The 10,896-nt window shown below is 70.2% G+C and carries 12 protein-coding genes; all 12 read right to left on the reverse strand.

Translation table 11 applies throughout. The features are described from left to right. Positions 1-150: 150 nt before the first annotated feature. Positions 151-594, reverse strand: a complete 444-nt coding sequence (locus ABD883_RS13015; protein WP_345032634.1) for a hypothetical protein — start codon at positions 592-594, stop codon at positions 151-153. Then, positions 594-1,343, reverse strand: a complete 750-nt coding sequence (gene dapB / locus ABD883_RS13020; RefSeq protein ID WP_345032636.1) for a 4-hydroxy-tetrahydrodipicolinate reductase — start codon at positions 1,341-1,343, stop codon at positions 594-596. Before dapB ends, ABD883_RS13015 begins: the two co-directional genes overlap by 1 nt. A 25-nt stretch (positions 1,344-1,368) precedes the next feature. After that, positions 1,369-1,860, reverse strand: a complete 492-nt coding sequence (locus ABD883_RS13025; protein ID WP_345032638.1) for a flavodoxin domain-containing protein — start codon at positions 1,858-1,860, stop codon at positions 1,369-1,371. Between the two features lie 96 nt (positions 1,861-1,956). After that, positions 1,957-2,586, reverse strand: coding sequence for a superoxide dismutase (locus tag ABD883_RS13030; RefSeq protein WP_137320097.1), 630 nt, complete (start codon positions 2,584-2,586; stop codon positions 1,957-1,959). A gap of 208 nt (positions 2,587-2,794) precedes the next feature. Next, positions 2,795-4,084 carry a M16 family metallopeptidase gene (locus ABD883_RS13035; RefSeq protein WP_137320098.1) on the reverse strand — a complete coding sequence of 430 codons (1,290 nt, stop codon included), beginning with the start codon at positions 4,082-4,084 and terminating at the stop codon, positions 2,795-2,797. 9 nt (positions 4,085-4,093) lie between these two features. Then, complete coding sequence (locus tag ABD883_RS13040; protein ID WP_345032643.1) at positions 4,094-6,325, reverse strand: polyribonucleotide nucleotidyltransferase; 2,232 nt, start codon at positions 6,323-6,325, stop codon at positions 4,094-4,096. A 340-nt stretch (positions 6,326-6,665) separates the two neighbouring features. Beyond that, positions 6,666-6,935, reverse strand: a complete 270-nt coding sequence (rpsO, locus tag ABD883_RS13045; protein ID WP_137320100.1) for a 30S ribosomal protein S15 — start codon at positions 6,933-6,935, stop codon at positions 6,666-6,668. A gap of 86 nt (positions 6,936-7,021) precedes the next feature. After that, on the reverse strand, positions 7,022-7,960 hold the full coding sequence (locus ABD883_RS13050; protein ID WP_295688430.1) for a bifunctional riboflavin kinase/FAD synthetase: 939 nt from the start codon (positions 7,958-7,960) through the stop codon (positions 7,022-7,024). 42 nt (positions 7,961-8,002) lie between these two features. Continuing rightward, positions 8,003-8,131 (reverse strand): hypothetical protein, encoded by a 129-nt coding sequence (locus ABD883_RS13055; protein ID WP_295688428.1) that lies wholly within the window; start codon positions 8,129-8,131, stop codon positions 8,003-8,005. Positions 8,132-8,168: 37 nt separating this feature from the next. Then, entirely contained in the window at positions 8,169-9,101 is a 933-nt protein-coding gene (truB, locus tag ABD883_RS13060; protein ID WP_295688426.1) for a tRNA pseudouridine(55) synthase TruB, read from the reverse strand. Between the two features lie 119 nt (positions 9,102-9,220). Further along, positions 9,221-10,117 (reverse strand): VldE C-terminal domain-containing protein, encoded by an 897-nt coding sequence (locus ABD883_RS13065; RefSeq protein WP_295688425.1) that lies wholly within the window; start codon positions 10,115-10,117, stop codon positions 9,221-9,223. 281 nt (positions 10,118-10,398) lie between these two features. Next, a complete protein-coding gene (gene rbfA / locus ABD883_RS13070; RefSeq protein WP_137320104.1) occupies positions 10,399-10,854 on the reverse strand; it encodes a 30S ribosome-binding factor RbfA in 456 nt (151 codons plus the stop codon). Positions 10,855-10,896 lie beyond the last annotated feature (42 nt).

Consider the following 10,896-nt stretch of genomic DNA (forward strand, 5'->3'; position numbering starts at 1 on the left):
CCACACTCGCATCCGTCCGCGACTACCTCACCGACCGCCTCGCCAGCTACAAACACCCCAAGGACATCCGCATCCTCCACACCTTCCCCCGCTCCGGGATCGGCAAGATCCAGAAGACCGTGCTCCGCGATCGGGTGCAGTGAGCGGCGCTCAGCGGCCGCGCTCGAGCGCGATCGCCCGACGCATGGTGCTGCGGGCGCGTCGCCGGTCCCCGGCCGCGTCGTAGGCGCACGACAGGCGGAACCAGCGCCGCCATTCCTCCGGGGCGGCCTCGACCTCGTCCCGGTACTTGGCGAACTCGGCGTCGGCGGCCTCGCGGACGATCCGGCCGCCCGGGGTGCGCGGCAGGGTGTCCTCGGGCAGACCGCCCTCGTCCTCGAGGATCGAACCGAGGCGCTGCATGCGCGAGCCGAACAGGAGCTCGGCGATGAGGGCCCAGGCCCCGACCACCGGCAGCGCGAACAGTGCGATCCCGAGGATCTTCGCGATCGGATCGTCCTCGGTGAGCATGATCCAGCCGCGCTGCACGGTGAAGACGAGGTAGACCGCGAGCAGCGCGGCGACGACGAGGGCGCCGATCTTGGCCTTCGCCATCAGAGGGTGAGGTAGTTCTCGAGCCCGACGGCGAGCCCTTCGCGGCCGCCGATCTCGCGGACCGCGGTGATGATGCCGGGCATGAAGGCCGAGGTCGAGAAGGTGTCGGTGCGGAGGGTGAGCGCCTCCCCGTCCGCTCCGAAGTGGATCTCCTCGCTCGCATTCATCCCCAGCTGGCGGACCGCGTGGACGTGGATGCCGTCGATGACGGCGCCGCGCGCCCCGTGGGGGTCGGATTCGGTGGCGTCGGGCACCGCCGGGAGACCGGCCGCGCTGCGCGCCGCGGCGATCCGCTGCGCGGTGTGCACCGCGGTGCCCGACGGCGCGTCGAGCTTGCGCGGGTGGTGGATCTCGACGACCTCGGCGGAGTCGAAGTACTTCGCGGCGAGCTCGGCGAAGTGCATCGCGAGCACCGCGCCGATCGAGAAGTTCGGGGCGATGAGCACTGCCGTGCCGGGGTGCTCGGCGAGCAGCGATTCGAGCCGGGAGAGGCGCTCGGCGTCCCAGCCGGTGGTGCCGACGACGGTGTCGATGCCGTGCTCGACGAGGAAGCGCACGTTGTCCTCGGTGGCTCGCGGCACGGTGAGCTCGACGGCGACGTCGGCCTGCGCGTCGAGCACGGCATCGAGGCTGTCAGCGCTGCCGAGCGCGGCGACGAGGGCAAGCCCCTCGGCCTCCTCGATCGCTGCCACCGCATGCGAACCCATGCGTCCCTGTGCGCCGATGACGGCGACCCTGATCTCACTCATATGTTGATCCTCCCGGCGACCCATCCTACCGCCGCGCCCGCTCCGCCCATGCCCGCACCGGGTCGAGCGCCGCTGGGTCGACTGCCCCGGAGTCGGTGCCGAGGATGGCGAGGAACTGCTCGTCGGTCGCGGTGCGACGGCGCCGCAGGCGGGTGATCGCCCCGAGCGTGTGCATCATCACCCGTTCCCGCAGGCCGAGCTCGGCCCACCGGATGCGGCCGGGGACCTGGAACACGGGAGTGTCGCCGAGGTGGGTGCGGGCCACCTCGGCCCGCCGGGAGGAGTCGACGGGCATGAGCCCGACGAGCACCACCGCCGCCGGCTCCCCGGAGCGCCGACGCAGCTCCGCGAGGCCGGGGATGCGACCGGCGTAGATCGGCGCGACCAGGATCACCGGCGCTCCGGCGGGGGCAGGGTCCGCGAGCGGGTGCGCCCCGGTCCCGAGGTCCGCGGCGAGAATCTCCGCATAGGATCGGGCGGTCCCGTGCTTCGAGCTGTGGACGATGTGCCAGGGCATGGCGTTCCTCCGATGCCCCTGCAGGCGACTGCGGACCCGGTCGAGGACCGGGTCCGCAGGCGGACCGCAGGGTTCAGGTGCGGTGCGGGGTGCTCATCACTTGCCGAGCAGCAGCCCCGGGGTCTGGGTGCGTGCGCGCTCGAAGCGGGCCTGCACGTCCTCCCAGTTGACGATGTTCCACCACGCCTTGACGTAGTCGGGCTTGACGTTCTGGTAGTCGAGGTAGAACGCGTGCTCCCACATGTCGAGCTGGAGCAGCGGGATGTAGCCCACCTGGACGTTGCCCTGCTGATCGTAGAGCTGCTCGATGGTGAGGCGCTGGCCCAGGGTGTCCCAGCCGAGGATGGCCCAGCCGGAGCCCTGGATCGAGGTCGCGACACCGGTGAACTGGCCCTGGAAGGCGTCGAATCCGCCGAGCTGGTCGTCGATCGCCGCGGCGAGCTCACCGGTGGGCTTGTCGCCGCCGTCCGGGGACATGTTGTTCCAGAAGATCGAGTGGTTGACGTGGCCGCCGAGGTTGAACGACAGGTCCTTCGACAGCTTGCCGATGGTCCCGAAATCACCCTTCTCGCGGGCCTCCGCCATCTGCTCGAGGGCGGTGTTCGCGCCCTTGACGTAGGTGGCATGGTGCTTGTCGTGATGGAGCTCCATGATCTTCGCCGAGATGTGCGGCTCGAGAGCGGCGTAGTCGTAGGGCAGCTCCGGGAGCGTGTACTGCTCAACCATGTGTTTCCTCCTCATTCGGACGTGTCCGGGCCGACGTGGTCATCGACGTGGTCGTCCCGGCGCGGCAGTGTGCCGCCATGCACTTCGACCCTATCGAAGGGTCCTATGCCTCACAACGCGTTCCCACCTGGCAGTATTCCGAACGGCTCCGGCGGGCTGCCCGGCATCCCGGTCGCCGCGGGGATCTGCGGAACCGGTCCGGCGGCACTCAGCCCGGCAGCTCGAAGCCGGCGCCCGGCCCGCAGGTGACGAGCGCGCGCGGACCGGCGGCGAGGCGCTCGGCGAGCGCGGTCACCTGCTCCGGCGTCACCGCCCGCACCCGGTCGATGAGCTCGGACGGGGTCTGCAGCGGCCGGCCGTAGAGCTCGGCGCGCGCCAGGCGGTTCATCCGGGCCGCCGAGCTCTCGAGGCCGAGCACGGTGGACCCGGCGACCTGGGACACGATCGCCTCGACCTCGTCGCGGCCGGGCACAGTCGTTGCCAGCCGGTCGAGCTCCGCCGCGCACAGGTCGATGACCTGCTGGGCGGAGGCCGGCGAGGTGCCCGCGTAGATCCCGAACTGCCCGGAGTCGGCGTGGGTGCTCGCGATGCAGTGGACGCTGTAGGCGAGCCCGCGCTCCTCCCGGATCTCCTGGAACAGGCGCGAGGACATGCCGCCGCCGAGCAGCGAGTAGAGCACCGTCATGGTGAACCGCTCGTCGTCGGCCTCGGGGAGGCCGGGCATGCCGAGGATGATGCCCTGCTGCTCGGTGTCCTTGACGACGGTGTGCACCCCGCCGTGGAACTCCGGAGGTGTGCGCACCGGGCGGAGGCCGGCGCCCGGAGCGGAGGACAGCTCGGGCAGGTCGGCCGTCGCGCGGGCGACCATCTCCACCACCGCGGAGTGCTCGGCGCCGCCGGCCGCGGCGAACACGAGCCGCGGTCCGACGTAGTCGTGCGCGTAGTGGTCGAGGAGCGTCCGGTGGTCGAGTGCGCGGATCTGCTCCTTGCGCGCCCCGACCGGCCGGCCGAGCGGGTGCCCGGCGTAGACGAACTCGTCGAAGGCGTCGTAGAGCACCTCGCCGGGGTCGTCGGCACTCATCGCGAGCTCTTCGAGGATGACCCCGCGCTCGCGCTCGAACTCGCGGGCGTCGAGCGTCGAGTGGAGCACCATGTCCCACAGCAGGGCGGTGATGTGGTCGACGTCGTCGACGAGGCAGCGGGAGAAGTAGCAGGTGTACTCCTTCGCCGTCACCGCGTTGCTCTCCCCGCCGGTGCGGTCGAACTCCTCGGCGATCCGGCGGGCGGAGCGCTGCGGCGTGCCCTTGAAGAGCATGTGCTCGAGGAAGTGGGTCGACCCGGCGGCGGTCGGTGCCTCGTCGCGGGAGCCGGAGTCCACCCAGATGCCGACGGTCTCGGACTCGAGACCCGGCATGGTCTCGGAGATGACGCGGATACCACTGGGGAGGACAGAGCGGTAGACGCTGCTGCCCTCCCCCAGGAGCTGTTCGGTGATCAAACCGGTGGCTTACTCCTCGGTCCCGGCGACGTCCTGGCCGCCCTCGGCGTCGTCCTCATCGGCGACGGGGACGAGCGAGAGCTTGCCGCGGTCGTCGACCTTGGTGATCTCGACCTGGATCTTCTGACCCACGGACACGACGTCCTCGACATCCTCGACGCGCTTGCCGTCGTTGAGCTTGCGCAGCTCGGAGATGTGGAGCAGACCGTCCTTGCCGGGGCTCAGCGACACGAAGGCGCCGAAGGACATGCACTTGACCACGGTGCCGAGGTAGCGCTCGCCGACCTCGGGGACCTGCGGGTTGGCGATCGCGTTGATCGCCGAGCGCGCGGCGTCGGCGGCCGGACCGTCGGTCGCCCCGATGAGCACGGTGCCGTCGTCCTCGATGCTGATCTCCGCGCCGGTGTCCTCCTGGATCTGGTTGATCATCTTGCCCTTGGGGCCGATGACCTCGCCGATCTTGTCGACCGGGATGCGCACCGAGATGATGCGCGGCGCGGTCGGCGCCATCTCCGCCGGCCCGTCGATCGCCGCGGCGATGACCTCGAGGATGACGTCGCGGGCCTCCTTCGCCTGCTTGAGCGCAGCGGTGAGCACGGCCACCGGGAGTCCGTCGAGCTTGGTGTCGAGCTGGATCGCGGTGATGTACTCCGAGGTGCCGGCGACCTTGAAGTCCATGTCGCCGAAGGCGTCCTCGGCACCGAGGATGTCGGTGAGCGCGGCGTAGGCCGTCTGCGGGCCGCTGTCGGTCTGCACGACGTCGGACACGAGGCCCATCGCGATGCCGGCCACGGGGGCCCGCAGCGGCACACCGGCGTTGAACATCGACAGGGTCGAGGCGCAGACGGAGCCCATCGAGGTCGAGCCGTTGGAGCCGAGCGCCTCGGACACCTGGCGGATCGCGTAGGGGAACTCCTCACGCGAGGGCAGCACCGGGACGAGGGCGCGCTCGGCGAGCGCGCCGTGGCCGATCTCGCGGCGCTTGGGGCTGCCGACGCGGCCGGTCTCGCCGGTGGAGTACGGCGGGAAGTTGTAGTGGTGGAGGTAGCGCTTGCGCGTCACCGGCGACAGCGAGTCGATCTGCTGCTCGAGCTTGAGCATGTTGAGCGTGGTGACGCCGAGGATCTGGGTCTCGCCGCGCTCGAACAGGGCCGAGCCGTGGACGCGCGGGAGCACGCCGACCTCGGCGGTGAGCGGCCGGATGTCCTTGAGGCCGCGGCCGTCGATGCGCACCTGCTCGGTGAGGATCCGCTGCCGCACGACCTTCTTGGTCAGCGCGTTGAGGGCGCCCGCGATCTCCTTCTCGCGGCCGGCGTACTTCTCGCCGAGCTCGCTGAAGAGGGTGTCGAGGAGGGCATCGCCGGCGGCTTCGCGCTCCTGCTTGTCCGCGATCTGGAAGTTCTTCGTCTGCTGCTCGAAGGCGAGCTTCTCGACGTCGGCGTAGACGTCGTCCTGGTACTCACGGAAGACCGGGAACTCGACGGTCGGCTTCGCGGCCTTGTCGGCGAGCTCCTGCTGGGCGCGGACGAGCTCGCGGATGAAGGGCTTGGCGGCCTCGATGCCGTCGGCGACGATCTCCTCGGTCGGCGCGGTGGCGCCGCCCTGGACGAGATCCCAGGACTGCTCCGTGGCCTCGGCCTCGACCATCATGATCGCGACGTCGTCACCGACGACGCGGCCGGCGATCGCCATGTCGAAGGTGGCGTCCTGCAGCTGCGAGTAGTTGGGGAACGCGACCCACTGGTCCTCGATGAGCGCGACGCGCACACCGCCGATCGGGCCGGAGAAGGGCAGCCCGGAGAGCTGCGTCGACAGCGAGGCGGCGTTGATCGCCAGGGTGTCGTAGATGTGGTCGGGGTGGATCGACATCACGGTGACGACGACCTGCACCTCGTTGCGCAGGCCCTTGACGAAGGACGGGCGCAGCGGGCGGTCGATGAGGCGGCAGGTGAGGATCGCGTCCGTGGAGGGGCGTCCCTCACGGCGGAAGAACGAACCGGGGATGCGGCCAGCGGCGTACATCCGCTCCTCGACGTCCACGGTGAGGGGGAAGAAGTCGAAGTGCTCCTTCGGGGACTTGCCGGCCGTGGTGGCCGACATGAGCATGGTCTCGTCGTCGAGGTAGGCGACGGCGGCGCCGGCGGCCTGCTGGGCGAGGCGTCCGGTCTCGAACCGGACGGTGTGGGAGCCGAAGCGCCCGTTGTCGATGTGTGCGACTGCTGATTCTGGATTGAGGCCCAAGTGAGCTCCGTTCTACGTGCGCACGCCGGATCCGGCGGTGCGCGTGGGGTGGACCGCCGCGGTCGGTGCGCACCGTGTGCGCACCCGGTGATTCGGCCCGGTCATCGATCGAGGCCCACGCATTCTCTGTGCTGCGGAGGCCACTACCGATCACCGGCGACGTCGAACCGGCGGGCTCTGACCGTGCCAGTCTATCAAGTGAGGCCGCCGGAGCCGACCGGCCTGTGCCGGCACCCGACAGCGGGCACGCAGGACCCGGATGAATGACACAGGACCCGCTGAGATCTCAGCGGGTCCTGTGGCTTCGGCGCGGTCCGGATGGACCGCTGCGATCATGCGATCAGCGGCGCAGGCCGAGGCGCGCGATGAGCGCGCGGTAGCGCTCGATGTCGACCTTCTGCAGGTAGCCGAGCAGACGGCGACGGTGGCCGACGAGCAGCAGCAGGCCCCGGCGCGAGTGGTGGTCGTGCTTGTGCTCCTTGAAGTGCTCGGTCAGATCCTTGATGCGACGGGTGAGCACGGCGACCTGGACCTCGGGGGATCCGGTGTCGCCTTCGTGGATTGCGTATTCCTTGATGATCTCCTGCTTGATCTTGGGATCAAGAGCCATGGATGTCTCCTCCGGGTCGTTGCGCGGCGCCCCGACCTCGTGTCGTGAGCACTGTGGAACCGCGGCCGGCTGTGAAAAAACGGCGTCTACGAGCCTAGCACAGCGCGGACGTCGTCGATGTCCCGGTGCATCTGGGCGATGAGGGCGTCCATCCCGTCGAAGGTGACCTGGCCGCGGATGCGCTCGATGAACTCGAGCGTCATCCCGGATCCGTAGACGTCGAGGTCGGGGAATGCGACGTCGACGATGTGGGCCTCGACCCGCCGTTCGGCACCGTCGAAGGTCGGGTTGGTGCCGATCGAGATCGCCGCCGGGTAGCGCTCGGGGTCGGCGTCGAAGAAGGCCCAGCCGGCGTAGACGCCGTCGGCGGGGACGAGCCCAGCGGAGTCCGGTGACAGGTTGGCGGTGGGGAATCCCATCTCGCGGCCGCGGGCATCGCCGTGCACGACGGTGCCGTTCACGGTGTGCGGGCTGCCGAGCATCTCCGCGGCCGCCCGGACGTCGCCCTCGCGGAGCAGGCGGCGGACCTCGGTCGAGGAGTAGCGGCCGTGCTCGCCGACGTCGTCGATGGTGACGACCTCGAAGCCGTAGGTGCGCGCCAGAGCGCGCAGCGTGTCGATGCTGCCGGCGTTGTCGCGGCCGAACCGGACGTCCTGTCCGACGGCGACGAGGCGCGCGCCGAGCCCCGCGACGAGGTAGTCGCGGACGAACTCCTCCGGGGTCTGGGCGGCGAAGTCGAGGGAGTAGCGCTGGACGAGCACGGCGTCGATGCCGGTCTCCGACATCCGGGCGAGGCGGTCGGTGAGCGCGCCGATGAGCTCCGCCGGGGTGTCCGGCCGGTGCACGGTCTGCGGATGGGGGTCGAAGGTCACAGCGATCGACTTGAGCGAGCGCCGGCGGGCGAGCTCGGCGAGATCGCCGAGGACGGCCCGGTGACCGCGGTGCACCCCGTCGAAGTTCCCCAGGGTCACTGCCGTGGGACCGAACCCCGCGGGGATGCGGTCGAGCTCCCAGAAAACTTCCACGTACGTCCTTCCCAGCGCGAATACCCGGTTCAGGTTACCGCATCACCACCACAGCGCCCGCGCCAGGATGTCGACACCCGAGGCGATGAGGAGCCAGGCGAACGACCCGATGCAGACTCGCCAGACGCTCGTCGTGCTGAGCAACGATCCGAATCCGACCTCATGCGACATCGGGCTCATTCATGCGCGGCCGGCCGCGGCCCGGGTCTCAGCCGTCGGCGCGACCCGGCACCGTGATGCCGGTGGCGGACTTGAAGCGACCCTCGCGCCGCTCGAGGACCGCGATGAGCTCACCACCGGCGATCCCGGCCCAGTGCCCGCCCGATGCCGCGGGTGCCGTGTCGAGGTCGACGAACTTCCCCTGCATGAGCGCGGTCGCCGTCTCCCGGTCCAGGTCGATCACCGGCAGCACGCGCGCGGCCGCCTCGGCGAGCGGCATGAGGGCGGGCGACGGAGCCGACGCGGGGTCCTGAGGCAGCTCGACCGCCCCGGACAGGTCGAACGCACCCACCCGGGTGCGGCGCAGGGCGACGAGGTGGCCGTGGACGCCGAGGTCGCGCCCGAGGTCACGGGCGAGCGCCCGGATGTACGTGCCCGAGGAGCAGGTCACCTCGACGTCGACGTCGACGTGCCCGCGGCCCGCTTCGTCCTCCCCCGGACGGATCGCGCCGACGGCGAACGCGGACACCGTGACCGGGCGCGCCCGCAGCTCGACCTGCTCGCCGGCGCGCACCCGGGCGTAGGAGCGCACGCCGTCGACCTTGATCGCGGACACCGCGCTCGGCACCTGCTCGATGTCCCCGGTGAGCGCGGCCGCCCCGGCGGGGATCCGCTCCTCGGTCACCCGGGCGAGGTCCGCGGGGTCGGCGAAGACGTCCGGGGCGGAGTCGGCGTCGTCGGTCGGCGTCGAGGATCCGAGCCGGATCGTCGCGGTGTAGGTCTTGTCCGCCCCGACGATGTACGTCAGCAGCTTGGTCCCGCGCCCGAGCCCGAGCACGAGCACCCCAGTGGCCATGGGGTCGAGCGTGCCGGCGTGCCCGACCTTGCGCGTGCCGAACCACTTGCGCACCCGCGAGACCACCCCGTGGCTGGTGATGCCCTGGGGCTTGTCGATGATGAGCATGCCGGTGTTCGGGTCCATGACCGTCCTGTCGCTGGGGAGATCGCGCCCGCCGTGAATAGGAGAACCGCTGCGCCGAGGGTATCAGCGCAGCGGTTCCGCCGCCGTGCGGGTCCGGCCCGGGTGGGGGCCGGAGGACATCACTGGAAGGAGATGTGCACGTGGTCGTAGTGATTGGCCGTGGCGGAGCCGCGATCCGACATCGGGCGCCCCTTCCAGCCGGTGTAGGAGGCAAAGATCTTCTGCTCAAAGATCACGTACTCGATGTTGAGCTCGGACTTGTTCGCGATGAGGTATTCGGTGATGCGGTCGCCGGTCGAGCCGGTGATCATCACGTCGACGGCGTTGCCGGAGTGGTGGTCCGAGCCCGGGTCGTTGCGGCGGCCGCCGTAGGACTTGACCTCCGGGAAGGCCGCGCAGACCGCACGGTAGCCCTTCTTCGCGTTGGCGGTGAGGCCGGACTCGATCGAGGACGACACCGAGCACGGCGAGTTCGACACGCCCTCGGACGAGGAGCCGGACGACGACTCGTCGGAGGACTCCTTCGAGGAGCCGGACGACGACTCGTCGGAGGACTCCTTCGAGGAGCCCGAGGCGGTCTCACCGGAGCGGTCGCTCGAGCGCGAGCTCGACTCCGTGCGCTCCTTCGACTTCGACTTCGACTCCGAGGGGGTCGGCTCGGGCTCCGGGGTGGGGAGCTTCGCCTCGGTCTTCGCTTCCGACGTGTAGTTCGGGTCGTCCTTGAGGGACTCGAAGTACTCCTCGGCGGCCTTGTCCCAGTGCTCCTGCTCGGCGGCCTCGTCGACCGCGGGGGTCTCCTCGGGCGCCTCGGCGGGCGGGGCGGTGGCCTGGTTCTCGGCCTTGACGACGCCGGCGTTCTCGTCCGGCGCGAAGGCGAAGGAGGAGGCGACGATCGCGGTGGTCGCGGCGGCCGGCAGCGCGATCGCGGCGACCATCGGCCGACGCTTGACCGTCTTGAGAACTCCGGTCGCGGTGTTCGGTTCGGCGCTGTGACGCCCCGAAGACTTGCGTCCCATGGCGGAGATGTCACGGACGAGAGTCCGTGCGTTCGCGCCCCAGGAGGGCTTCGGATCAGAGTGCTTACCCAATTCGACTGTCCCTTAACAAAGTTGTAATCGTTCCGTGATCTCAACCGAGTGTAGCCGGGATTCCGGTGATGACAAAACGATAACGACACCTCGTTTCCGTGACATCGATCGCACCCCGGCTGACGAGGCGGAACGCACGCGTCCCCCGATCCGGTGCGGGATCGGGGGACGGGACCGGAGCGGCGTGCGGAGCCGGCCGCGGCCTGTGATCAGGACCCTGCGGTCTGCTCGCCCTCGTCGTCCTCGGCCTTGGGCCTGCGGTACGGGTCGGCGTCACCGGCAGGCTTCGCCTGTGCGGCGAGCCGGGCCACCTCGGCGTCGTGCGCGGCGGCCTTGGCGAGCAGCTCGTCGAGCTCCGCGGCCGCAGCCGGCACCTGGTCGGCGACGAACTCCAGCGTCGGGGTGAGCCGGATCTGCAGACCCTTGCCGACCTCGGACCGGAGCAGCCCCTTCGCGGAGTTCAGCGCCGCCTGCGTCGACGCCAGCTGCTCGTCGTCGCCGTAGACGGTGTAGAACACCGTCGCGTGCTGCAGGTCACCGGTCACCCGCACATCGGTGACGGTGACGAACCCGAGGCGCGGGTCCTTGACCCGCTTCTCGAGCGTGCGGGCGACGATCACCTGGATCCGGTCGGCGATCTTCCTGGCGCGTGTGGGATCGGCCATGATGGTCCTTTCATCGGAGCCGCGCACGGGCTGCGGTGCAGC

It is taken from the genome of Brevibacterium pityocampae, from assembly GCF_039541555.1.
GTDB lineage: Bacteria > Actinomycetota > Actinomycetes > Actinomycetales > Brevibacteriaceae > Brevibacterium > Brevibacterium pityocampae.

Excerpts from the sequence above, each read along its gene's own strand:
- ABD883_RS13065 (WP_295688425.1), bottom strand. The coding sequence starts at position 10,117 with ATGGGACGCAAGTCTTCGGGGCGTCACAGCGCCGAACCGAACACCGCG.
- ABD883_RS13025 (WP_345032638.1), bottom strand. The coding sequence starts at position 1,860 with ATGCCCTGGCACATCGTCCACAGCTCGAAGCACGGGACCGCCCGATCC.
- ABD883_RS13055 (WP_295688428.1), bottom strand. The coding sequence starts at position 8,131 with ATGTCGCATGAGGTCGGATTCGGATCGTTGCTCAGCACGACGAGCGTC.
- truB (WP_295688426.1), bottom strand. The coding sequence starts at position 9,101 with ATGGACCCGAACACCGGCATGCTCATCATCGACAAGCCCCAGGGCATC.
- rbfA (WP_137320104.1), bottom strand. The coding sequence starts at position 10,854 with ATGGCCGATCCCACACGCGCCAGGAAGATCGCCGACCGGATCCAGGTG.
- ABD883_RS13030 (WP_137320097.1), bottom strand. The coding sequence starts at position 2,586 with ATGGTTGAGCAGTACACGCTCCCGGAGCTGCCCTACGACTACGCCGCT.
- ABD883_RS13015 (WP_345032634.1), bottom strand. The coding sequence starts at position 594 with ATGGCGAAGGCCAAGATCGGCGCCCTCGTCGTCGCCGCGCTGCTCGCG.
- rpsO (WP_137320100.1), bottom strand. The coding sequence starts at position 6,935 with ATGGCTCTTGATCCCAAGATCAAGCAGGAGATCATCAAGGAATACGCA.
- dapB (WP_345032636.1), bottom strand. The coding sequence starts at position 1,343 with ATGAGTGAGATCAGGGTCGCCGTCATCGGCGCACAGGGACGCATGGGT.